Source organism: Sulfuriflexus mobilis (assembly GCF_003967195.1).
Classification (GTDB): domain Bacteria; phylum Pseudomonadota; class Gammaproteobacteria; order AKS1; family AKS1; genus Sulfuriflexus; species Sulfuriflexus mobilis.
In genome coordinates this window covers 608,203-629,811 of the sequence record NZ_AP018725.1, presented here as the reverse complement: position 1 = coordinate 629,811, position 21,609 = coordinate 608,203, and the positions used below count along the sequence as shown (strand labels likewise).

The following is a 21,609-nucleotide window of genomic DNA, read 5'->3' as shown; positions in this document are numbered from 1 at the left end:
CAGGTTAAGTGGCGGATTCCAGAGCATTTTTCAGTGAAATAATGGCTGGTTTCCATGTCATGGTATCGAGCCCCCAGCATACAGCGACGGGGCCGATGGCAAGCCTAGGCCTGTTTCAAATAAAGAAAAAGTCGATTATTATTGTCTAATTGTTCGTATTAACCGAAGATTTCACCGGGCCATGATTAACTACAAACACCTGCACTATTTCTGGGTGGTGGCAAAGGAAGGCGGTATCGCCCGCGCCAGCGAGCGCCTGCACCTAACACCCCAGACCATCAGCGGACAACTCAGCCTGTTGGAAGAAAACCTGGGTGAGGCGCTGTTTAGCCGTGTCGGGCGTAACCTGGAAATAACCGAGACCGGTCGCCTGGTGTTGAGCTATGCCGAGGAGATTTTTTCACTCGGTGGAGAACTGGAAGAAATGGTCCGCAACCTCCCGGGTGGACGGCCACTGGTTTTTAAGGTCGGCATAGCGGACGTGGTACCGAAATCCATTGCCTATCGCCTGCTGGCCCCGGCGTTGCAGTTGCCAGAACCCGTACGTATTGTTTGTCGGGAGGGCGCCATCGACGCGCTGCTCGCCGACCTGGCCGTTCATCGGGTCGACCTGGTGATCGCCGACGGTCCCATTCCGCCAGGCGTTAATGTGCGTGGCTTCAACCACCCGCTTGGCGACTCCGGGATCAGTTTTTTTGCAACCGCCGATCTGGCAGGCACGCTCGAAACAGGGTTTCCGCAAAGCCTCAATGGCGCGCCCCTGCTACTGCCTGGTGAAATGAGCGTGATGCGCAGCCGCCTTGTACAATGGTTGGACGGGCTGCACATCCATCCCCGGATCGTTGGGGAATTCGACGACAGCGCCCTCATGAAGGCCTTCGGTCAGACCGGCGTCGGCGTGTTTATTGCACCCACTGCTATCGCTACGGAGGTGGAAAAGCAGTACGGTGTCGTTATCATAGGGCAGACGGATGCGGTGCGCGAACAGTTTTATGCCATTTCCGTAGAACGCAAGATATCTCATCCCGCTGTGGTCGCGCTCACCGAGACCGCGCGTGAGTGGCTGTTTCGGGATACCCCAGAGTTGCGTGAACGAAAAAAAAACAGGAATAACGTATGAGCAAACAGGACAAGATATCAGGGCACTCGACGGAGAAGGGTGTTTTTCATGCCCCCTGGGAAAAGAGTTTCGACAAGATCCTCACACCTTTTGAAGAATTTATTCATCGTCAGACCACCAGCGGCATATTGTTGATGGGAACGGCGGTTATCGCCTTACTGATAGCTAACGGGCCGTTATCTTCGGCTTACACACATCTGGTACATACCCTTATCGGTCTCTATAGCGGAAGCTGGAAGCTGGAAATGAGTCTGCATCACTGGATTAATGATGGCCTGATGGCATTGTTTTTCTTCGTCGTCGGTCTGGAGTTGAAACGGGAAATACTGGTAGGTGAACTGGCGAAACTACGCAATGCCGCACTGCCTATCGGTGCGGCCATTGGTGGCATGGTGGTACCGGCACTGATCTATTTTGCCATCAACCCCGAAGGCGACGTCGCACGTGGCTGGGGGATCCCTATGGCCACCGACATTGCCTTTGCCATTGGCGCCCTGGCGTTGCTGGCAAACCGGGTACCCAAGGCCTTGATCACCTTTCTGGTGGCGCTGGCAATTGTCGATGACCTGGGTGCGGTGATGGTGATTGCCCTGTTCTATACCGAAACCATTGCCCTGACGCCGCTGCTGGCAGCCGGTGGTTTATTTGCCTTGTTGCTGATGTTCAACCTGGGCGGTATCCGCAAAACCATGCCTTATTTTATTGTCGCGGTGTTTTTATGGTATGCCTTGCTGCTGTCCGGCGTGCACGCCACCCTGGCGGGCATACTGGGGGCATTAGCCGTGCCCGCGATCCCGAAATACAACCCGGAACGTTTCAGTAAACATATCCGGGAATTGATGCATCGATTTGATGCCAGTCATGAACCCGGCAAGAGCATCATGACCAATGACAAATTACGCGCTGTGGTACAGACCCTCGAGAATGGTGTGAATAGCGTTGAAGCCCCGTTGCAGCGGCTGGAGCATGTCTGGCATATGCCGGTGGCCTACCTGGTGATCCCGATCTTTGCACTGGCGAATGCCGGTATCCCCCTGGAATTTGCTTCTCTGGGCGAGACCCTGGGTCATCCCGTTATGCTCGGTGTATCATTGGGACTCGTCCTGGGTAAGTTTATTGGTATCACCGGAGTTTGCTGGATAATGCTAAAATTGGGGCTGGCGGCGTTACCCAAAGACACCCGCTTCACTCAAATCGCCGGCGTATCTCTGCTCGCGGGGATAGGATTCACCATGTCCATCTTTGTCGCCCAGCTAGGTTTCGAAGGCAACGAAGAATTACTGTTAATGGCCAAAACAGGCGTCCTTGCCGCTTCCCTGCTCGCGGGCATAACCGGTTTCATCTGGCTGTGGCTGGTCAGTAAAGACTAACAACCGGGAATAAATACCGTGGCAACCCATGACTTCTTTCTTTACCTGCTTGTCATTCTGCTGACGGCGCGCGTGTTCGCTGAACTCGCGACTCGCCTGCGAGCACCCTCCGTGATCGGCGAGCTCTTTGCAGGGGTGGTACTGGGGCCAAGCCTGTTTGGCTGGATCCAGCCGGTCGAGGCCATCAAACTGATGGCGGAGATCGGTATTATCCTGCTGCTCTTCGAGGTGGGTTTGGAGACCGACGTCAAACGTCTGGTGCGCACCGGCCTGAAACCCTTCGTGGTGGCGATAGCGGGATTTATATTCCCACTGCTATTGGGTTTTGCACTGGGTTACTGGGTGTTCGGCCTGTCACTGCTGGTATCACTGTTCATCGGTGGCACGCTCACGGCCACCAGCATCGGTATCACCATACGCGTACTCTCTGATCTCAAACGCCAACATTCTTCCGAGGGGCAGATCGTCCTTGGTGCCGCGGTACTCGACGACGTACTCGGCGTAGTGTTGCTGGCGCTACTCTATGAATTCTCCATTGGTGGCGGCATAAACCTGATCAATGCGGGCAAGGTACTGATGTTTGTAGGTGCATTTTTTGTCCTCGCCCCCGTAGCGGCGAAAATGGTTTCATTGCTCATCAAGCGTTTCGATGCTGTCAGCGGCATCCCCGGCCTGCTGCCTACCACCATCGTCTCGCTGGTGTTATTCTGTGCGTGGCTAGCCCATGCCCTGGGCGCACCGGAATTACTTGGCGGCTTTGCCGCGGGGCTGGCCCTGTCGAGACGTTTTTTCCTGCCGATGGGCATCGCCCTGCATACCGATGAGCTTTTTGCCCACCGCATCGAGGACCAGATGCGGCCCATCGTACATTTGTTTACACCCATATTTTTTGTATTTGTAGGTCTTTCCCTCAACTTGCATGAGATCGACTGGGACTCGAGCTTTATCTGGGGTTTCTCGCTGTCGCTGTTGCTCGCGGCTGTCGCCGGCAAACTCATTGGTGCATTTCTTATCAAAGAGTCATGGCCGGCACGCTGGGCGATCGGTATGGCCATGATACCGCGCGGTGAGGTTGGCCTCATCTTCGCCGAGTTGGGCCGGGTGAGTGGTATATTCAGTAATGAAATCTATGCCGGCATGGTGATCGTGATTGCGCTCACCACCTTGTTACCCCCCTTTGTCATGAAGTGGTTCTACGGGTGTTATGGTGATCGCCTGAAGGTCACGATACCCGACTGATTCTCGCTAACTGATTCCAGTCTCTGGGTATTCGTGATATAAAATAAAGCCCCGCGATACCGCTCATTTATTCTCTTTACCATATTGGTAGCCAGTTGTTACCCCGGTATCTTCTTTCGGCGTTACAAATGGTGCAATTGCCAGCGCCAACACGGCCGTTAAGGCAAGCACGCCCAGGAGTAATCGATAACTACTGATTTCCCTGACTCGTCCATGCAGCACACCAAGAATAAATCTCCAATGTAAAATTAAATGCATCGACAATATGAGCAAAAACAAAAAAGAAATATAAAAATGTACCTCACCCCATTCATGTCGGGATAGGCCAAGTATTTCTATGAAACGGCCACTTCGAGGGGGCAGCGAATATCGCATTAACACACCGGTAGAGACCACAAAGACAAAACTTATAAATGCCCCAATATCAACCAGCGTAATAAGAGTAGATTTTTTCATGCCTTTCTCCTCCCAACCAGGGTTAACCATGCGGTCCAGGCGTGCGAGTCCTGCGTTGCCTGAAGTTGAGTCAGGCATTAGCATATCCGTGTCAGATACAGAAAGGAACATTTGACATACAATGCAAGTGAGGGGCACGCCCGACATTCCGCTGACTGTGCCGAAGAACCCTGATCAACACTGACCTTAACCTTAAGAAATAATCATGGACAAACCACAAGCAGAACATTTTATGCGTGAGGCCCTGCATGAAGGGAGAAAGGCACTTGGTAAGTGCAAGCCCAACCCGCCCGTTGGCTGTGTATTGGTCAGGGACGGAACAGTCATTTCAGCCGGTCACACCAACGAACCCGGCCTGGCTCACGCAGAGGCCATGGCACTCAGCCAGATACAAGGCCCGCTTGATGATGTTGTTGCGTTTGTCACCCTCGAACCTTGTTCATTTCATGGCCGCACACCCTCTTGTGCAGAAGAGCTTGTGAGGCGTGGCCTGAAAGAAGTCTATGTAGGCATCATAGACCCTCACCCGAGGAATCGCGGGGCAGGCATAGATATCCTCACTCGGGCGGGTATCAAGGTTCAATGCGGCCTTCTTGAGAATGACGTACGAACTGAGCTTGGGCCCTACCTGTTCAAACAGCCTAAATAACCCATCGCTGCGACAACGCATAGGCCACGGCCTCTTTTGCAGACTTGACAATCTACCGTTAACGTCAGATACTTAAAACCTCTTACATTTGTCGTGATGGAGGATTGAAGCATGCATCTGGCCGATCTGATTATTCATGTAAATGAAACACTTGCCGCCAGCGAGCGGACCGCCCTCGAGGACGTGCTGCGACAATCCAATGGTGTCGTTGCACCCCGCTTCAATAAGGAAACCCCGCATTTATTGCTGGTCGCCTACAACCCCGAGCAGATTGATTCGCACAAGCTGCTCCATCAGGTTAAGGCCGGTGGCTACACGGCACAATTGCTGGGGATGTGAAGGCGGCGATGACCATGCCGCACGACCATGTCGTTGACATCAAGGGGCTGTGTTGTTCGGCCCCCGTGATCGAGTTGACCAAGGTATTTAAGACATTCGTCGTCGGCGAGGTGGCCCTGGTCATCTCTGATAAGAGTTCAATGCTCAGGGACATTCCTGCCTATTGTGCCATGACTCAGCACACACTCTTAAGGCAAGAGGAAAAAGAAGGCCTGTTCCGGTTCTGGATACAAAAACAGTAGTTGATGATGAATGAATATAAAATTGGTGAAATAGCAGACTTACTTGCTATAACCGTACGCACCATCAGGTACTACGAGGAAGAGGGCCTGCTCCGACCCTCGCGCACGGCGGGCGGAACGCGGCTTTATACTGAGCGTCACCTTTCTCGTCTCAGGTCGATCCTGCACCTGGCAAAAAATGGCTTTTCTCTTGAATCCATCCATCTGATCGCCTCACTCAGGGAAACCTGCAAGACCGGTGACGAAAGCAGTAACAAGGTTTCCGCGCAACTTGAAACTGAAATAAATGAAATCACCGCGAAGGCGCGCGAACTTGAACGCCTTAAAGACGAACTTGCGCAGGCAAAATGGGTAATAAATAAATGTCGTGGCTGTAAAAACAAACCCACTTCCAATGGCTGTCCAGACTGCCCCGTCAAGTTGCATACAGGTAACATTGAGCTACTTAACCTTATCTGGGATCAACATAGCTGAGGCCTCGGCCTGAGTACTGTTCCAGGGAATGCTATCCATCAGAAGAAGGCCATGACCAATCCCTTTGATTCACATGCGCGCGAATATGATGAATGGTTTGATACGCATGCCCTCGAGTATAACGCTGAATTAGAGGCCATAAGGACACTGTTACCTGATAAGGGGGAAGGGATTGAGATAGGGGTCGGCACCGGGCGCTTTGCCGGGCCGCTGACTATCAGCACGGGGATTGAACCCTCTGAGGCCATGCGCAGACTCGCACAGGGGCGGGGTATTAACATTATTGCCGGAACCGCAGAATCTCTGCCTGTAACCGACAAGACGTACGATTACGCCCTGCTGGTAACCACTGTATGTTTTTTAGCCTCCCTGCAGTCGGCCTTCACTGAGGTCTATCGTATCCTCCGGGAGGGCGGCTTTATTATTATCGGCTTAATTGACCGGGATAGTGTCTTGGGCAGGCACTATGAGAAAAACAAGGCCAGCAGTGTTTTTTATAAGGACGCCACCTTTCATACTGTCGATGAAATCATCCATGGGCTTGAACAATCCGGATTTCATCATTTTGATTTTGCGCAGGCCTTATTACCCGGTGATAGCCATAAAAATACTGCGGCTGTCGTCAAGACGGGCTATGGCGAAGGTTCCTTTGTGGTATTGCGCGCACAAAAACCGCCAGCAGAATAATAATCAGCCGCGTACAGATCATAATCTTAGCCGTCGTGCCTCACGGTATTATGGTAATCGCCTGCGCACCCCGAGGCCCTCATGTCATCGGCTTGTTCTACAAAACCGGCAGCCTTTCACGGCATATTCATACCGATGCCACGCTATTGTCATAAAAAATAACTACCTTTTCCCTCACCATATGTTTTGCATCTGTCCTGAATGGAAAGGGAGAAATATCTCATGAACAAGACACTTCTTGCAGTTTCTGTCACTATCGCCGTATCAGGTATTATCGCCGTCGGCATGACCCATGCCGATAGTAAGAATCATTCATTTTCCAACTTCAAGCAACTTGAGCAATCCGCCAACAATACCGACTGGGATCCGGCCCTGCCGTGGAAACTGCCGAAGGGTTTTCGTCAGTCTGTCGTTGCTGATGAAACAGCCCTGAATATTTATGATGCTGGTCGTGATGACTGGCATGATATGAATACCGTAAACGAAACGGGTAACCATGCCGGCCGTTTTATGTATCGCACACATGAACTTCGTTTTCCCGGCAACCAACCGGAAGGTGGCACAGTCTCAGTTGTTGACCTGAAGACCGGCGAAGCAAGCATTATCGCCCAGGACCCATCCTGGGATGCGCTGGACGGTATTCGCTGGACGCCCTGGGGCACGGTATTGTTTGCAGAGGAAAAGACCGGTGGTCGTCTTTTTGAAATGATGCTCAACACGAATGACCTCACCCAGGCCACGGCAGTAGTGGATCGCCCCGCCGTGGGTCGCCTTGCCCATGAAGGCATCGAACTGGATAAGGATGGTAATGTGTATATTGTCGATGAATACCGTGGCCGTTCTGAGACACGCCCTGAGCGTGGCAATACCTGCGCCGGTGCCGTGCCCTGTGGCGGCGGTATTTATAAGTTTGTACCGGATACGTATGGCGACCTTTCCTCAGGCTCACTCTATGTCCTGAAAGTAACCGGGCCGGATGGCACTGGTCAGGGTGAATGGCTAGGTCCGATTGACCCGCTTAACGCCCGTGCTGCCGGGACAGCCGCTGGTGGGCAGAGTTACCAACGCCCCGAAGATCTCGAGGTTATTGGCAACACCCTGTATGTTGCGATCACCGAAGGTCCGCGCGATGAAACCGATAAGGAACTGTATGAGGGCCGGATTATTTCCATTGCGCTGGATTCTCTCAAGGTAGCCAACTTCATCAAGCCAGGTGTCAATGTCCCGGTTGAGATCGGCAAGCCTGGCGATGAGGGGCATCAATCCGGTTTTGACAGTATCGATAATCTTGCTGAAATGCCCGACGGTAACCTCATGCTCATTGAAGACAACAAACCCTCGGATATCTGGGTAGCCAGTACCCGCACCAATGATTTTGGTGCCTCAAAAAAAGTACGCCTGTTTGCATCACTGACAGACCCAGATGCAGAAGGTACCGGCATTTACTTCAGTCCGACTGACTCACGTACCCTGTACGTGAATATCCAGCATTCTACCAGTAAAGACGGTGACGGCACCTGGGCCATTAGTAAAATGCCAAAATAACCGGGGAGAGTGAGGGGGAAGTAAGCTTTATTATCAGGGCGGTCTTTTGACCGCCCTTTTTTATTTACGATGACCCCATTCCATGCTTATCCCCTGTGGTGACGGCGACTATGTCTTATGGACCCCCCCAATATGGCTATTTATGAGATACTTGGCGGGGCCGATAAGATAACAACAGGCTATCGTTATCGCTCACACACCGAGGAAGCCATGATTAAAACCCGACTACTCCTGATGATTCTGGCCCTGGCTCTGAGCCCGCTGGCCGCGGCGCTGGAACTGAAAACATCAGCCTACGCCCCGCTACACGAAAAGGTTGAGGAAGGCGAAACCCGGCTCTCCCCCTATTTTTCAATCATGCTGTCGGGCGGTATCTTCCGGCCCAGGCTACTGGAAACCTTTCACCACGAAAACGGCAAGAAGGTGCAGATTGGTCTGGTCAAGTTTTCCAAGTACGCCCCGCGCCAGAATGGTTATGCCCTCTCCGCAGACGGTAAGACCCTGCTCTATTTCCATCAGGACCTGCCACGGGACGATGTAGTGAACAAACGTGGCGGGCTGTATGAATTCCAGCATGACCGTGGTGACAGCTTGCTGCACAAGGATGCCAATAACAGTGAATATTTATTGGACAAGCTACCCTCGAATACGATCGTCTTCGCGAAGCTGATCAAAGAGGCCAATTCCTTCCGCGTCAAGGGCGAGGTCTATATCCGTGATACCGAGGGTAACGAAAGGCGCATCCGTCCGTAGCCCCCTGCACACACCGGCAGGCTTCTGCTTACACCTTTTTGACCCAGCACACAGTGTCCGCCCGGGTTTTCTTGACCTGTATGTGAATTAGCCTATAATTTCTCTGGTAATCAATTATTCGTAAATCTTGCCGAAATGCCCCATGAATTTCCTCGCTGGCAGCGATAGTTCAGAATAGATAATAAGGAATAGAGTAATGTCCAACCTGGCTGAACAAGGCGCAAGGATCCTCGAGGCGGCGGCCGATGTAGAAGACCTGCTGCGTCTGGCCCATGAGGCCGTACACCGTATTCACCAGGATGTCAGTGACGATAATTTTGACCACGCCGAGCAGATATCTGAAAAAATCCATAAAATCCGCGAGGACGCCAGGCGGCTTAATATCGACTTGCAGGAATATGTACGGGAAATGGAATCCTGACAGCCTGCGCGCCTAGAGTGAAAACTTCGATACTGACCATCGAAAAAATTCGTTGGTGTTTTCCGCCCTATAAATGACAATCGCAATTACCACAAAGGTATTTACGAGGAAAGGCACATGCACCATCGTGTTGATATGTACGAGGCTGAAGACGAGTATTTTGATGACAATTACTTCTCTGAAAGCCCTGTGAAGAGCAAGGCCAAGCAGAAGAATAATTACCGCACACGCCGCAAGCTGGAAGATCGGCTGGATGCCCAGCGTCTGCGTAAACTGCTGGATGACTTTACAGACTACTAAACGGCATCCTGTGTTTTGCAAGCACCGCCCTGTCCATGCACAGGGCGGTATTCATAAGGAACCTGCGGCGGCAAAGCCTTACTCACGCAACAGCCGGCCGCTCTCTTCATCACCTCGAACGACTGATCTTGCCGGGTGCCCTCAGACCTCTGCGTCCTGAACGGCGTCAGTCGGTATTTTCACTTCATTAGCCGTCTTGTTTCTCAGCCAAACGATACTCGCCAGGACTATCGCCAACATTGGCAAGGCGCCGATATTCACCACCTCCCAGCCCAGATTATGTTGCAGGGCACCGGCGGAGAGAATGGCAATGGAAACCGTGGTAAAGACGGTAAAGTCATTCATCGCCTGGGTCTTGGCACGTTCATTGGGGCGGTAGGTCTCCGTCAGCAATGTGGTGGCGCCGACGAACAGGAAGTTCCAGCTAATGCCGAGCAGTAACAATGCCCCCCAGAAGTGCCAGAGACTGGTGCCCAGCAGATTGATGACAATACAGGCCACGCCTAACAGACCACCTGTAAACATGACATTAAGCACTCCGAAGCGCCTGATGATCTGCCCGGTGAAAAATGACGGCGCAAACATGCCAAGCACGTGCCACTGAATGACGAAAGAGGTATCAGCGAAGGCATAGGCGTGATTATGCATGGCCAGCGGCGTTGCTGTCATGACCAGCGACATCACCGCATAGCCTAGCGTGGCACCCGTAATAGCAACGATGAACTTCGGTTGCGCGGCGATCTGTTTCAATGGCCGCGCGGCCTTCTGCCCGGCATGTGCAGCGGGTTTCGGCGGTAGTTTGATAAAGCTGAGCGTGAACAAGGCGAGCATATAGATCACAATCATCGAGGCATAGCTGCCGGCAAACAGGGCACCTTCGACGGATTCCCGGGTGAAGCGGGCGAGGTTCGGCCCGACCACCGCTGCAACCACACCACCGGCCATGACGTAGGAGATGGCACGGCTCTTGTGCTCAACATCGACCGCGTCAGCCGCAGCAAACCGGTAGTAGATGCCGAAACCGTTGAAGCTACCGAACAATACCGCACCGAGTAGGAACCACCAGAATTCGCCATTGAGGATCGCAAGGGTGGCGATCACCCCGCCTGCCAGGCCAAGCAGGGTCGCCAGCATAAAACCCGGCTTGCGGCCAATACGTTCCATGAGCAGGGCCGCGGGGATACTCGTCAGCATGGTGGCGATAAACTGCGCCGCCAGTGGCAGGGTTGCCAGGGCCTTGTCTTCGGCCAGGGCAAATCCGACCAGTGCCGAGGTCGCAATCAGCAACGAGTTGCCACTCATCATCAGGGCCTGGCAGGTTGCCAGCAGGGGAACATTTCTAGTCATTACACTCATGGCGGCAAGCATACAATACAATGCCTGTCTCTGCTGCTGAAATGCGCGCCTGTGTTGCTGTTATACTTTGCCGATGGCGTTTACTGAACTACTGATCTCACCCTGGTTGATCGCCGGGCTGTTTTTTATTATCGCCTTTATCTATTCCTCGGTTGGCCTCGGCGGTGGCTCGTCTTATACCGCCCTGATGGCCATACTCGGCTTTAGTACCCTGGCGATCCCCCTCGTATCACTGAGCCTGAATCTTCTGGTTACCACTATTGGCAGTTTTAATTTTATTCGTAAGAAACATGCCAGTTGGCCCATGATCCTGCCCTTCCTGCTCACCTCGATGCCGATGGCCTACCTCGGTGGGGCACTGAATCTGCCAAAGATAGTGTTTTACTGGTTGCTGCTGGTCTCACTGTTGTTTGTCGCCGCGCGGATTTATCTGTGGCGGGACACCAGTATGCATTTGAATCTTTCCGCACGCGGGAAGTTTCTCGTCTCGCTGCTGGCTGGGTCACTGCTCGGGCTGCTGGCAGGCATCGTCGGCATCGGTGGCGGGATCTACCTCGTGCCACTGATCATTATCCTTGGCCTCGGTAGCCATCAACAGGCGGCGGCCTGCGGGGCGATTTTTGTCTGGCTGAATTCGGCCGCCGGACTGACCTCACGCCTGCAATATAACGCCATCGACCTGAGTGAATATGTGCCCCTGATCATCGCCGTGCTGCTTGGCGGCGGGTTGGGTTCTTATATGGGCTCGACCCGCTTCTCGTCAGAGAAGATGGAGAAGGTCCTTGGCCTGATCATCCTTGTCGCGATCGGCTTCCTCGGCCGCAAGTTGCTGTTTCCCTGAGATATTTAAGTCGCATATTTTACCTAGCCTGGTCCGGCTTTGGCATAGTGCCTTCGTACTCGGGTAAACCATCACAGATCACATCCCACTCCGCCTTCGATGTTGCAAAGATATGCGCCACGGGGCGCTCACTGACCTCGGACTCGAACGTGCCCAATCGCACACGCACCCGCTCCGGGTACAGCTTGGCGTTCCTGGCCATGATCGGTGAACCACAGGTCTTGCAGAAATACTTGATGTTGTGCGGTGGGGATTCATAGGCCGTGAGGTTATCCTCTCCACTGATAAACCTGAACTCGTCCCGCTCGGCAAAGCCATTCGTCGCATAGGCACTGCCCTGGGCCTTGCGGCACAGGGAGCAATGACAATAAACGATATCGCTGATACCACCGTGCAGTTCAAAACGCACCGCACCACACAAACATGCCCCTTTATACATGGAAGCCTCCTTATTATTCTCCGGCGATCATCATTTCTTCAATCAGGATAGAGCCGGTGCGTGTGCTGCGACGCAGGTCAACATCGTTACCGACCTCGAGCATTTGCCTATACATCGTATTCAGGTTACCGGCGATGGTGATCTCGGCAACCGGGTATTGAATCTCGCCACCCTGCACCCAGAAACCGGCCGCGCCACGTGAATAGTCACCGGTAATATTATTCACCGATGAACCCATCAGTTCAGTCACCAGCAAACCAGTATCCATCTTCCGTAACAGGCCCTGGGCATCGAGCGTGCCCGGTTCGATGGTCAGGTTGTGTGTACCGCCGGCATTGGCTGTGGTCTGCAAACCGAGACGGCGCGCTGAATAACTGTCGAGCACATAACTCTGTAACACACCGTTTGTGATCAGCTCGCGGCGCGGGGCCGTTGCCACCCCCTCGTGGTCAAAGGGCGCGCTGCCCAGACCACCAGAAAGATGCGGTTGCTCGTAGATATTTATGTCATCGGCAAATACTGGCTCACCGAGACGATCCAGCAGGAAGGAGGCCTTGCGATACAGGCTCGAACCACGCGCGGCACTGGTAAAGTGACCGAGCAGACTGGCGGCGGTCTCGGCCGCGTACAACACCGGCACCTTGCGCGTGCTTAACTGCCGGGCACCGAGGCGTGACACGGTGCGCTCGGCGGCATGGCGACCGATGCTGGCCATGGCCTCAAGGTCAGTGGCATTACGTGCCGAGCTGTACCAGTAGTCGCGTTCCATGGCACCATCATCCTCGGCGATCACGGCGACACTGGCACTGTGATAGCTACTGCCGTAGCCATTCAGAAAGCCGTGCGTATTGCCGTAGACGCGCATGCCGGTGTGACTCGACACCGAACCGCCTTCGGAGTTGTTGATGCGCTTGTCATAGTCGAGTGCGGCGGCCTCGGCCTCACGCGCCAGTTCGATCGCCGCCTTGGCGTCGACGGCCCAGGGATGGGTCATGTCGAGGTCGGGAAATGCGGTGGCCATGAGGCCGGCATCAGCCAGCCCGGCATATTCATCCTCGGCCGTGTGCCTGGCGATATCGCAGGCGGCCTCGACCGTACGGCGGATGGCCTCGCTCGAGGTATCGGTGGTGCTGGCCGTGCCTTTGCGCTGGCCAAAATAAACCGTAATGCCCATGCTGTTATCACGATTGTGCTCGACGGTCTCGACCTCACCGAGTCGCACTGTCACGGAATAGCCGTTTTCGGCGGTAATGGCGGCCTCTGCGGCACTCGCGCCGCGTGTCCGGGCCTCATCGAGGGCGGCGCTAATGGCGCGTTCCAGTTCGACTTTGGCAGGCAAACCACCCTGCCCATTCTGTACTGCTGGCTGTGACATAGACTGTTTTCCCGTTATGCTGTCAAAGACGGCATTAAATCTCTATCATTAGGCCTCTTGTTCCAGACCTGTAATTATTCATCATGACTGATCACGACAACGAAGACGACGAACTGCAAATTATCAGCAAGTCGCAAATCAAACGCGATATGCACGCGCTCTCCGATATGGGGGCGCAGCTTGTTGAGCTGCCCGACTCGCAGCTAAAAAAAATACCACTAGACGAGCAACTACTCGATGCCATTCACGAGTGTCAGGCAACACCCAAACATGGCGCCCGCAAGCGCCAGTTAAAATTTATCGGCAAACTACTGCGCCATGCCGACGGTGAGGCCATTCGCGATGCCTTCGAATCACTCCTTGCACCCAAGCGCGAGGCGATTGCCGAGTTCCACTCTGTGGAACGCTGGCGTGAGCGCCTCATCGAGGAAGGTGACGCCGCACTCACCGAGCTATTGGCCGAGTACCCGGACGCCGACCGTCAGCAACTACGTCAACTGGTACGCAATGCCCGTAATAAAAAACAAAGCGAAGAACGTCTTAAACGTCACTCACGCGAGATCTTTCAGGTTCTGCGCAAGTTGATCATCGGTCACTAAAGCACCGAGACCTCTTTTACCCACACCAACTCACAGGCACCACTGCCGGTATCGGTTCGTGACAGCGAACTCTGCCAGTGCCAGCCATCCGCTGCATTGACCTTTACCAGCTGCCCGGTGATGGCCACCACATTGCCCTTGCGGACCCCGGCAAGCTGTTTGGCCACGTGTGTATTGGCCGGGATCATGTGCATATTCGAGCTGTGGCGGATGATCTCGTCTTGCGGGATCGGAAACTGCTCAACACGCCAGTAATAAAAACGGTTACCCTGACTAATATCAATCTTCTCCAGCACGTGGTTATCCGACATTGGTCCCCAGCCCAGCGCCAGGTCCACGGGCGAGAGGTCGGCCTCGCGGCCAAGACTGTATTGCTTGCGTGATAACACCCGTGCCTCGAGGGCAAAATTTGCCAGTGGTGTAACACTATAACCCTCATGCGTGAAGACTGCGGCGTTTACTAACGCCCGCTGTAGCGGCGCGGCCTTGGCGACGACACCATCGGCCTGTTGCACCTCGCGGTTCTGGTCATACTGCCAGTAGCCGGCGATGGCCAGCGCGGCGATGAAAAACCACTTTTTCATGCCGCTCAGTCCACCAACCACTCGGCCTCGGCCGAGTTATTCGCGTGGATGTTAATAAGCTTGTAAGGAAACGCCCCGTTCTTCGGGTTCTCCTTGACACGCAGCATGTGGCCCTGTTGCCAGTCACGGGTAAAACAGACAAAACCTTCATACACCTTAAAGCGCGCGCCATCATCGAGGGACACGATCGCCCCGCCCTCTTCGACACCTTGCAGGAAGTGACCCCCTTTAAGACCGGGATACGTGCTCATCTCAGGCCTCAGGCATTCGTGCCACCGACAGTCAGGGCATCGACGCGCAGGGTTGGCTGGCCCACACCAACGGGGATACTCTGGCCTTCCTTGCCACAGGTGCCAACCCCGGAATCCAGCGCCAGGTCGTTGCCGATCATCCTGATACGGTTCATGACGTCCGGGCCATTACCGATCAGGGTCGCGCCCTTCACCGGTGCGGTGACCTTGCCGTTTTCAATCAGGTAGGCCTCACTGGCCGAGAAGACAAACTTGCCCGAGGTAATATCGACCTGACCACCACCAAAATTCACGGCGTACAGGCCATTATTCACCGAGGCGAGGATCTCTTCCGGGTCGTGTTCACCGGCACGCATAAAGGTGTTGGTCATGCGCGGCATCGGCAGGTGCGCGTAGGATTCGCGACGACCGTTGCCGGTCGCGGCCACGCCCATCAGGCGGGCATTCATCTTGTCCTGCATGTAACCGCACAGGATGCCGTCTTCGATGAGGATATTCTCCTGCGTCAGCGTGCCCTCGTCATCGACGTTCAGGGAGCCACGACGGTCCGTCATGCTGCCGTCATCGACCACGGTCACACCCTTGGCGGCAACCTGCTCACCGACGCGTCCGGAGAAGGCCGAGCTGCCCTTGCGGTTGAAATCCCCTTCCAGCCCGTGACCCACGGCCTCGTGTAACAACACACCCGGCCAACCCGGGCCAAGCACGACGTCCATGGTGCCGGCCGGTGCCTCAATCGCCTCGAGGTTGACCAAGGCCTGGCGCACGGCCTCTTCGGCATAGTCTTTGGCCAGCGCGTTATCAAGGAAATAATCGTAACCAAAGCGACCGCCACCACCGTGGCTGCCCTGCTCACGTTTGCCGTTTTGCTCGACAATAACATTCACATTCAGGCGCACCAGCGGACGCACATCACCGGCCAGCGTGCCATCACTGGCCGCCACCAGGATCGTATCGTGCACGGCGGCAATGCTTGCCATGACCTGCACCACGCGTGGGTCAGCGGCACGTGCCGCGGCATCCACACTTTGCAAGAGGGCGATCTTGGCCTCGGCAGGGATACTCGCCAAGGGGTCCCGTGGGGTATAGAGATCGCGACCCTGGGTACCCGACCAGGCCTTGACCCCATTATTGCCTCCACGGCGGGCGATTGTGCGCGCCGCATCGGCGGCCTGGGTCAGGGCCGGTAACATGATCGCATCGGAGTAGGCAAAGCCGGTCTTCTCGCCACTGATGGCGCGAACCCCCACACCCTGATCAATATTAAAATGACCGTCCTTGACGATACCGTCTTCGAGTGACCAGGACTCGTGGCGACTTAATTGGAAATACAGGTCGGCATTATCGACATCATGTGACATCAAATGGTCGAGAACCTTTTGCAGTTCGGCCTCGCCAAGACCGGCCGGTGCCAGTAACTGCTCACGGGCCTGTTCAAGTTGCTGGCTCATGAGGCATCCCCTGAGAGGCTGCATGAAATACGGCGATGCGTGGTGGCTGGAAAATTCTTGCGTACCTTGCTGACGTGACCACGCTCAACCTCGGCGATGATGTAACCGGAGCCGCTCGGCAAACGATCCAGCACCTGCCCCCAAGGGTCGACGATCATGCTGTCACCATGGGTCTCACGGCCGCTGACGTGGTAGCCCCCCTGATCGGCGGCAATTAAATAGCACAGGTTTTCGATGGCGCGGGCACGCACCAAGGGTTCCCAGTGCGCCCTGCCGGTGATCGCGGTAAAGGCCGAAGGCAGGGCGATGATCTCCACCCCTTCATCGAGCATGCGGCGAAACAGTTCCGGGAAGCGCAGGTCGTAACAAATCGCGATACCGAGTTTGCCAAACGGTGTATCGACCACCACCACCTCATCACCCGGCTCGATGGTCTCGGATTCATTATAGTTCTCACCGGTGGCATCGATACGCACATCGAACAAGTGGATCTTGTCGTAACGGGCAACCCGTTGACCCTGGTCATTGAACAGCAGGCACACCTGACGCACACGCTTTTCGTCCGTACCGCGCATGGGCACTGTGCCACCGACGATCCAGACAGCATGCTTTTTCGCCTGCTTGGCAAGGAAATCCTGCATGGGCCCCTCGCCATCATTCTCGGCGTGGGCAAACTTGTCGGCTTCACTCTGCCCCAGAAAGGCAAAGTTTTCCGGCAACACGATCAATTTCGCCCCGGCCTTGACCGCATCGGCAATCAGGCGTCCCGCCTCGATCAGGTTGGAGTTCACGTTCGGCCCTGAGGCCATCTGGATAGCGGCAATCTGACTCATTCCTTCACACTCGCTGTCGTCATTATCTGTAATTCAATTTGTGCAGGTATACTGCCGGGACGCATCTCAATTAATGTGGGTTCTATCCCCAATGAAATCAACCAATTCTGTAATTCTTCTGCCCAGATACTGCCTTCATCGCCACCCGGATAGCGTATCAGCAGTTGGCCACCCGGTGTGTTGAGCAATTGCTGTACCGCAGCCCGTACCGGCGGCATGGCCAATACCGCCTGACCACTGCGGGGGCGGGCCCACTGCTCAGCGCTCAATACGTAATGCCCTGTGGCCGCTGTATTTTCAAATAGCGACGTGGCCGATTCTACGGCGAGTGAGGGACCAACAAACAGCGAAAGTAACAGCGATAATAGTATTTTCATCGTTTTTAATCATAACACAAAGCCTGCCTGGCCCGACGCCAAGACACGTGGATTACTGCGCTTTTACGTCTGCCTTGTCCAGTTTGACAATCTCCGGTTCCTCCCAGCTGCCCGTAATCGTGTACTGATAGCGTGTGATCTTGTCGATGGCCGGCTTGAACAATTTATCGATGGCATACAACACGCCGCCAGCCACCGGGCCGCCCACCAGGGCCCCTGCCAGAGGCAGGCTGGACGTCAGTTTTGGTGTGACCGTGACTAACTGATCATAGTCCTGAACGACCAGTCCAGTGCGCCCCGAGACATCGATGCGCGCGGCCGGGCCATCCATATACAGATTTGTGGTATAGGCATCACCTTTCTCCAACTGGAAGTTGCCTTTGATCCGATCAAAACTAAAGCCCTTTTTAAAGACGTCACTGAAGTCCAGGCTCAGGCGACGTGGCAGGGTTTGCAGGCTAAGCAGGCCAAAGACACGACCGGCCCCGGGGCTCAAATCCCGTAACTGGCCGTCGCGGATATCCAGCGAGAGATTGCCATTGAGCCTGCCGACTGAAAACTGCATAGGATCACCCGGCCACTGGAGCTGTGCGTCACCTTTACTCTTACCCGCCTGAAAACCACTCTCGTAACCCAGCCCCTCAAGGAATTCACTGAAGGCATCACTGTTCAGTTTTACCTGCAGACGGGTGTTTTGCTCATCATTGCTCACCGCCCACTCACCACTGGCGCCCAGGGATACATGTTTTCCCTCTAGCTGCAGGTGCTCCATGTATAAGCCTTCAGGTATATGCTTTACATTGGCCGTCAGGCGACCAAGTTCCATTTCATCAAAAAGGAATTTCTCCACTGTCAGTTCAAAACCGGGAATATCTCGCGGGTCATACTGTGTAGTCACGCTATCAGATTGCGTACGTTGCAGTTTCAGATAGGCAAGCTCCAGCTTCAGGGATTGTTGAAGCGGTGCCCCATCCTCGAGTGATACCCGCCCTGCCAGGCGATCAGAATGGATGTCGAATTGCCAACGGTCGTCCTCGTGCATGCCATCAAGCCTGACCTGCCTGAATAACATATTGAAGGCCTCCAGTTGTTCCACTTCCAGTTGCAGTGCCGATAGCCAGTGTGTCGTCGGCGATTGCTTAGCCCGGTCACCGAGCAAACCCAGACCCCTGGCGTAATCACGCCATTCATTAATCGCCAGTTTTTCGAGCCGGGCACTGACCAACAACCCTGGCTTGTCGGGCAAACCCGTACTCGCCCTGCCGATGGCCAGTTCCCCACGTTGCAGGGAAAAATCCTGACCGAGTTCGACCTCGGCATTGAGTACATCGTCATAGGTCAGTGCCAGTGGGTAGAGCCGGGTATCACCGACACCCATACTGAGGGTGAGCGGGCGTTTTTGTTTTGCAGTTTTACCGAGTGGCGTAGGCGCGGCGATGGAGACCCCCTGCAGATCCGAGCTGAGTACAAGCTTGGCCTCTTCCCGCTTCTTCGCCCCGGCATTGGGAATATGCAGTTCGAGTAACCAGTCTGATGTACCCGGCATGATGTCTGGGATCGACTTGCCAAGATGCTGACGCAGACGCGCATTCAGGTCCAGGCGGGCACGCGCCTGGATATTCAGGGCGATGTCATTTTTCTTACCAGGCTGTACACGGATGTCCAGTGGTGCCCCCATTAACTGGGCATGCAGACCCTCGCCCCGAAATTGCCCGTCCACCACACTGACCTGCCCATGCAATTTCTGTAAAGAAATGTCCTGGTCACGCAGGGCAACGGTATTGTCATCAAAGCGCATGCGGCCACTGAGATGATCCTTGCCATGGCCCAGGGACAGACGCAACGCCAACTCCAGCTCCCCGGTACCACTGGTCTGCAGACGTTGCAGGGTCTTTTCATATTCCTTGCCCAGCCCGCTACGCACAACATAGTCCAGTACATCGGGGGTTTGTACATCCATGAGGCCATGGATATAGAGATCAGGGATATCGGCACTCAGGTCTGCGAACTCTACCCGCACACTCTTCACCGTCGAACCGAGGATACGGCCGCTGTGGCCATTAATCTGCATGCCTCGGCCACTGAACACGACCTCGGCATTGACCTCATTAAAGACCGGCCAGCCTGGCTGGTAATCGAGTACACCGCCTTCGACATCGAAACGGACCTCGAACTTGCCTTCGCCTCCCTCGAAGGGAAATTTATCCATCGGCCCATGCAGGACCAGGCCACCCGCGGGGATGTAACCGCCAACGATGGCCTTATCCAGCCAGGCCACGGCATTATCCGGGATCACGGCCACGGGCAGATACTTGCCGGCCTGCTTGCCGTTGCCGTCCCTGAAGTATCCAACCAGGTCGACATACGCTGCCCCCTCAAGGGGTAATAACATGCTCAGGCGTACGTCCAGGCTGATGTCCTGGTTCTTTGCGAGCAGGCCCGGCGCATCGATCTGCCAACCGGCCTCGGTATCCCGCCAGTAGACATCACCCTGCAGGACATCCAGGGCAAGGCTGTCACGGAACATGGTCGGGTAATCGAGACGCGCCGCGCGGCTATCGAGATGCAGGTGGCCCTTCTCCAGGTCGGTGACCAGGTGCCCGGAGAAGTCAACGGCGGCTGGCAAGTCTCGCCACGGTTTGGTCTGCAGATCGGTAAAGTCTGATTCAATATGCAGGCGGTGCCCGGCGACACTCCGCGGTGAATAATTGGCAACCAAATTTCTCAGTTCGGCCTGCGGCTGTAAACCGAGTAGCGGGGCATACTGTTTGTCGTCGACAAAGCCCAACACACGTGACAGGTTGATGACATCGCCGACGCGCATATAACCCGCACTCAGTTCGTAACGGTCTTCATCCGTATAGGTGATCAGCGACAGTCTCGATTCTGGCCATGCCTGCTCACCCATGCGCGGCGAGAAACCATCAAGCTGTACCGTCCAGCCGTGCTCAAGCCGCTGCCAGGAAAACTCACTCTGCAAGGCCGTCAGCGGGATGCCTTCACCGCGTGTCCCGGCAAAGTCGAGTCTCTCTGTCTGTACATTACCTTCCGCCAGCTGCAGGCGGCCCTCTTTCCAATCTGCCCAGAGTTCAAAGTTGGCTACCCCGTTGGCAAGGCTAATATCCTTGAGGATGGAACGTGGCCACCACTGTGGGATAACAAAGTTCTTGCCCTTGACATAAAGGTTACCAATCCAGCCTAGTGGGTCGAGCAGGTCGCCTTGCAGGTCGATGGCAAAGGAGAAGGCATCACCGAGGTCTTCCGGCAGGATCAGGCTGCCCTCGATCTGGTGTCTGCTTTGATCGTTACGCAGGCGCAGGTAGACATCTTTAAAGAACAGGTCCTTAACGCCACTCTTTTCATCACTCCAGTACAATGAACTGGTAGTGACCCCGATCTCCGGCTGGCGGAATAACCAGGCCGCGATTAACCCCGAGTAATCTTCACGGCTTTCAGATTTATCTTCTCCATCTGTCAGGCCATGCACACTGACGCTGCCATCAAGGTGGCGGGTGAACGACAGTTGGACGCCACTGATAGTCAGGCTGGACGGCACTAAATCCTGTCTCAATATGGAGGCCAGGATATCGATACCGATGCGGGCCTCGGCAAACTGCAGACGCACCTTCTTGCCTTCGGTGTCATAGAGACGCACATCCTCCAGGAAGATATGCGGGCCGAGTCCGCTCCAGTCGGCATGCAGGGATGAAATACGTATGGTCTGCCCGGAATAACGACTCAGCAGTTGCTCGGCCTCATCCCTGTAATCAGTTGCCAGTGGCAGGACCAGGCGTGCCAGGGTGACGAGGATGGCGGCAAGCACAACAAACGAGGCAACGCTGTACCAGAGGGTCGCAAAGGCTGCACGGATAAGGGGGTGTTTAAATTTCACGTTCAGTTCTGCGCCC

24 protein-coding genes are annotated in these 21,609 nt (G+C 54.9%); 14 read left to right on the top strand and 10 right to left on the bottom strand.

Translation table 11 applies throughout. From position 1 onward, the window contains the following. The first annotated feature begins 181 nt into the window (after positions 1 to 181). The 3 genes from nhaR to EL386_RS03220 are packed head-to-tail and all read left to right on the top strand — an operon-like array spanning position 182 to position 3,729. The gene (nhaR, locus tag EL386_RS03230; protein WP_126453338.1) at positions 182 to 1,120 is read left to right on the top strand and encodes a transcriptional activator NhaR; all 939 of its coding nucleotides are present in this window, start codon (positions 182 to 184) and stop codon (positions 1,118 to 1,120) included. After that, positions 1,117 to 2,490, top strand: coding sequence for a Na+/H+ antiporter NhaA (gene nhaA / locus EL386_RS03225; protein WP_126453336.1), 1,374 nt, complete (start codon positions 1,117 to 1,119; stop codon positions 2,488 to 2,490). Before nhaR ends, nhaA begins: the two co-directional genes overlap by 4 nt. 18 nt (positions 2,491 to 2,508) lie before the next feature. Then, on the top strand, positions 2,509 to 3,729 hold the full coding sequence (locus tag EL386_RS03220; RefSeq protein WP_126453333.1) for a cation:proton antiporter: 1,221 nt from the start codon (positions 2,509 to 2,511) through the stop codon (positions 3,727 to 3,729). A 63-nt stretch (positions 3,730 to 3,792) separates the two neighbouring features. On the opposite strand, the gene EL386_RS03215 is transcribed toward EL386_RS03220, so the two are convergent. Continuing rightward, positions 3,793 to 4,185, bottom strand: a complete 393-nt coding sequence (locus EL386_RS03215; RefSeq protein WP_172597601.1) for a DUF4405 domain-containing protein — start codon at positions 4,183 to 4,185, stop codon at positions 3,793 to 3,795. A gap of 205 nt (positions 4,186 to 4,390) precedes the next feature. Between EL386_RS03215 and EL386_RS03210 the strand changes: the two genes are divergently transcribed. The 9 genes from EL386_RS03210 (at position 4,391) to EL386_RS03170 (ending at position 9,595) form a co-directional block, all read left to right on the top strand. Continuing rightward, on the top strand, positions 4,391 to 4,834 hold the full coding sequence (locus EL386_RS03210) for a bifunctional diaminohydroxyphosphoribosylaminopyrimidine deaminase/5-amino-6-(5-phosphoribosylamino)uracil reductase RibD (RefSeq protein WP_126453327.1): 444 nt from the start codon (positions 4,391 to 4,393) through the stop codon (positions 4,832 to 4,834). A 111-nt stretch (positions 4,835 to 4,945) separates the two neighbouring features. Further along, the gene (locus EL386_RS03205; protein WP_126453324.1) at positions 4,946 to 5,173 is read left to right on the top strand and encodes a hypothetical protein; all 228 of its coding nucleotides are present in this window, start codon (positions 4,946 to 4,948) and stop codon (positions 5,171 to 5,173) included. Between the two features lie 8 nt (positions 5,174 to 5,181). Beyond that, the gene (locus EL386_RS03200) at positions 5,182 to 5,415 is read left to right on the top strand and encodes a sulfurtransferase TusA family protein (protein WP_126453321.1); all 234 of its coding nucleotides are present in this window, start codon (positions 5,182 to 5,184) and stop codon (positions 5,413 to 5,415) included. Positions 5,416 to 5,418: 3 nt separating this feature from the next. Then, the gene (locus EL386_RS03195) at positions 5,419 to 5,889 is read left to right on the top strand and encodes a MerR family transcriptional regulator (protein WP_126453318.1); all 471 of its coding nucleotides are present in this window, start codon (positions 5,419 to 5,421) and stop codon (positions 5,887 to 5,889) included. 51 nt (positions 5,890 to 5,940) lie between these two features. After that, on the top strand, positions 5,941 to 6,576 hold the full coding sequence (locus EL386_RS03190; RefSeq protein WP_126453316.1) for a class I SAM-dependent methyltransferase: 636 nt from the start codon (positions 5,941 to 5,943) through the stop codon (positions 6,574 to 6,576). Between the two features lie 222 nt (positions 6,577 to 6,798). Beyond that, complete coding sequence (locus EL386_RS03185; protein WP_172597600.1) at positions 6,799 to 8,121, top strand: alkaline phosphatase PhoX; 1,323 nt, start codon at positions 6,799 to 6,801, stop codon at positions 8,119 to 8,121. A 117-nt stretch (positions 8,122 to 8,238) separates the two neighbouring features. Beyond that, positions 8,239 to 8,874: a hypothetical protein gene (locus tag EL386_RS03180; RefSeq protein ID WP_126453310.1), complete on the top strand. Its 636-nt coding sequence runs from the start codon at positions 8,239 to 8,241 to the stop codon at positions 8,872 to 8,874. 196 nt (positions 8,875 to 9,070) lie between these two features. Next, positions 9,071 to 9,295: a hypothetical protein gene (locus EL386_RS03175; protein WP_126453307.1), complete on the top strand. Its 225-nt coding sequence runs from the start codon at positions 9,071 to 9,073 to the stop codon at positions 9,293 to 9,295. A 117-nt stretch (positions 9,296 to 9,412) separates the two neighbouring features. Beyond that, positions 9,413 to 9,595: a PA3496 family putative envelope integrity protein gene (locus EL386_RS03170; RefSeq protein ID WP_126453304.1), complete on the top strand. Its 183-nt coding sequence runs from the start codon at positions 9,413 to 9,415 to the stop codon at positions 9,593 to 9,595. Positions 9,596 to 9,736: 141 nt separating this feature from the next. Here EL386_RS03170 and EL386_RS03165 read toward each other — a convergent pair whose 3' ends face one another. Beyond that, a complete protein-coding gene (locus EL386_RS03165) occupies positions 9,737 to 10,942 on the bottom strand; it encodes an MFS transporter (protein WP_126453301.1) in 1,206 nt (401 codons plus the stop codon). 82 nt (positions 10,943 to 11,024) lie between these two features. On the opposite strand from EL386_RS03165, the gene EL386_RS03160 reads away from it, so the two are divergent. Beyond that, complete coding sequence (locus tag EL386_RS03160) at positions 11,025 to 11,792, top strand: TSUP family transporter (RefSeq protein WP_126453298.1); 768 nt, start codon at positions 11,025 to 11,027, stop codon at positions 11,790 to 11,792. A gap of 19 nt (positions 11,793 to 11,811) precedes the next feature. Here EL386_RS03160 and EL386_RS03155 read toward each other — a convergent pair whose 3' ends face one another. Together EL386_RS03155 and pmbA are read right to left on the bottom strand one after the other, a co-directional pair. After that, positions 11,812 to 12,231 (bottom strand): GFA family protein, encoded by a 420-nt coding sequence (locus EL386_RS03155; protein WP_126453295.1) that lies wholly within the window; start codon positions 12,229 to 12,231, stop codon positions 11,812 to 11,814. 13 nt (positions 12,232 to 12,244) lie between these two features. After that, positions 12,245 to 13,606: a metalloprotease PmbA gene (gene pmbA, locus EL386_RS03150; protein WP_126453292.1), complete on the bottom strand. Its 1,362-nt coding sequence runs from the start codon at positions 13,604 to 13,606 to the stop codon at positions 12,245 to 12,247. Between the two features lie 83 nt (positions 13,607 to 13,689). On the opposite strand from pmbA, the gene yjgA reads away from it, so the two are divergent. Then, positions 13,690 to 14,205, top strand: a complete 516-nt coding sequence (gene yjgA, locus EL386_RS03145) for a ribosome biogenesis factor YjgA (protein WP_126453289.1) — start codon at positions 13,690 to 13,692, stop codon at positions 14,203 to 14,205. Here yjgA and EL386_RS03140 read toward each other — a convergent pair. The 6 genes from EL386_RS03140 to EL386_RS03115 are packed head-to-tail and all read right to left on the bottom strand — an operon-like array spanning position 14,202 to position 21,593. Further along, positions 14,202 to 14,789, bottom strand: coding sequence for a hypothetical protein (locus tag EL386_RS03140; RefSeq protein ID WP_126453286.1), 588 nt, complete (start codon positions 14,787 to 14,789; stop codon positions 14,202 to 14,204). The genes yjgA and EL386_RS03140 overlap by 4 nt on opposite strands. Positions 14,790 to 14,794: 5 nt before the next feature. Next, positions 14,795 to 15,040: a hypothetical protein gene (locus EL386_RS03135; protein WP_126453284.1), complete on the bottom strand. Its 246-nt coding sequence runs from the start codon at positions 15,038 to 15,040 to the stop codon at positions 14,795 to 14,797. Positions 15,041 to 15,048: 8 nt separating this feature from the next. After that, positions 15,049 to 16,491 carry a metalloprotease TldD gene (gene tldD / locus EL386_RS03130; protein ID WP_126453281.1) on the bottom strand — a complete coding sequence of 481 codons (1,443 nt, stop codon included), beginning with the start codon at positions 16,489 to 16,491 and terminating at the stop codon, positions 15,049 to 15,051. Beyond that, positions 16,488 to 17,324: a carbon-nitrogen hydrolase family protein gene (locus EL386_RS03125; RefSeq protein ID WP_126453278.1), complete on the bottom strand. Its 837-nt coding sequence runs from the start codon at positions 17,322 to 17,324 to the stop codon at positions 16,488 to 16,490. Before EL386_RS03125 ends, tldD begins: the two co-directional genes overlap by 4 nt. Beyond that, on the bottom strand, positions 17,321 to 17,701 hold the full coding sequence (locus EL386_RS03120; RefSeq protein WP_126453275.1) for a hypothetical protein: 381 nt from the start codon (positions 17,699 to 17,701) through the stop codon (positions 17,321 to 17,323). The genes EL386_RS03125 and EL386_RS03120 overlap by 4 nt, the downstream gene beginning before the upstream one ends. Positions 17,702 to 17,753: 52 nt before the next feature. Next, positions 17,754 to 21,593, bottom strand: coding sequence for a YhdP family protein (locus EL386_RS03115; protein ID WP_172597599.1), 3,840 nt, complete (start codon positions 21,591 to 21,593; stop codon positions 17,754 to 17,756). Between the last annotated feature and the right edge of the window lie 16 nt (positions 21,594 to 21,609).

What these genes read in the sequence shown, in the direction of transcription:
- nhaR (WP_126453338.1), top strand. Translation starts at nt 182, where the DNA reads ATGATTAACTACAAACACCTGCACTATTTCTGGGTGGTGGCAAAGGAA.
- nhaA (WP_126453336.1), top strand. Translation starts at nt 1,117, where the DNA reads ATGAGCAAACAGGACAAGATATCAGGGCACTCGACGGAGAAGGGTGTT.
- EL386_RS03215 (WP_172597601.1), bottom strand. Translation starts at nt 4,185, where the DNA reads ATGAAAAAATCTACTCTTATTACGCTGGTTGATATTGGGGCATTTATA.
- EL386_RS03210 (WP_126453327.1), top strand. Translation starts at nt 4,391, where the DNA reads ATGGACAAACCACAAGCAGAACATTTTATGCGTGAGGCCCTGCATGAA.
- EL386_RS03205 (WP_126453324.1), top strand. Translation starts at nt 4,946, where the DNA reads ATGCATCTGGCCGATCTGATTATTCATGTAAATGAAACACTTGCCGCC.
- EL386_RS03200 (WP_126453321.1), top strand. Translation starts at nt 5,182, where the DNA reads ATGACCATGCCGCACGACCATGTCGTTGACATCAAGGGGCTGTGTTGT.
- EL386_RS03195 (WP_126453318.1), top strand. Translation starts at nt 5,419, where the DNA reads ATGATGAATGAATATAAAATTGGTGAAATAGCAGACTTACTTGCTATA.
- EL386_RS03190 (WP_126453316.1), top strand. Translation starts at nt 5,941, where the DNA reads ATGACCAATCCCTTTGATTCACATGCGCGCGAATATGATGAATGGTTT.
- EL386_RS03185 (WP_172597600.1), top strand. Translation starts at nt 6,799, where the DNA reads ATGAACAAGACACTTCTTGCAGTTTCTGTCACTATCGCCGTATCAGGT.
- EL386_RS03180 (WP_126453310.1), top strand. Translation starts at nt 8,239, where the DNA reads ATGGACCCCCCCAATATGGCTATTTATGAGATACTTGGCGGGGCCGAT.
- EL386_RS03175 (WP_126453307.1), top strand. Translation starts at nt 9,071, where the DNA reads ATGTCCAACCTGGCTGAACAAGGCGCAAGGATCCTCGAGGCGGCGGCC.
- EL386_RS03170 (WP_126453304.1), top strand. Translation starts at nt 9,413, where the DNA reads ATGCACCATCGTGTTGATATGTACGAGGCTGAAGACGAGTATTTTGAT.
- EL386_RS03165 (WP_126453301.1), bottom strand. Translation starts at nt 10,942, where the DNA reads ATGACTAGAAATGTTCCCCTGCTGGCAACCTGCCAGGCCCTGATGATG.
- EL386_RS03160 (WP_126453298.1), top strand. Translation starts at nt 11,025, where the DNA reads ATGGCGTTTACTGAACTACTGATCTCACCCTGGTTGATCGCCGGGCTG.
- EL386_RS03155 (WP_126453295.1), bottom strand. Translation starts at nt 12,231, where the DNA reads ATGTATAAAGGGGCATGTTTGTGTGGTGCGGTGCGTTTTGAACTGCAC.
- pmbA (WP_126453292.1), bottom strand. Translation starts at nt 13,606, where the DNA reads ATGTCACAGCCAGCAGTACAGAATGGGCAGGGTGGTTTGCCTGCCAAA.
- yjgA (WP_126453289.1), top strand. Translation starts at nt 13,690, where the DNA reads ATGACTGATCACGACAACGAAGACGACGAACTGCAAATTATCAGCAAG.
- EL386_RS03140 (WP_126453286.1), bottom strand. Translation starts at nt 14,789, where the DNA reads ATGAAAAAGTGGTTTTTCATCGCCGCGCTGGCCATCGCCGGCTACTGG.
- EL386_RS03135 (WP_126453284.1), bottom strand. Translation starts at nt 15,040, where the DNA reads ATGAGCACGTATCCCGGTCTTAAAGGGGGTCACTTCCTGCAAGGTGTC.
- tldD (WP_126453281.1), bottom strand. Translation starts at nt 16,491, where the DNA reads ATGAGCCAGCAACTTGAACAGGCCCGTGAGCAGTTACTGGCACCGGCC.
- EL386_RS03125 (WP_126453278.1), bottom strand. Translation starts at nt 17,324, where the DNA reads ATGAGTCAGATTGCCGCTATCCAGATGGCCTCAGGGCCGAACGTGAAC.
- EL386_RS03120 (WP_126453275.1), bottom strand. Translation starts at nt 17,701, where the DNA reads ATGAAAATACTATTATCGCTGTTACTTTCGCTGTTTGTTGGTCCCTCA.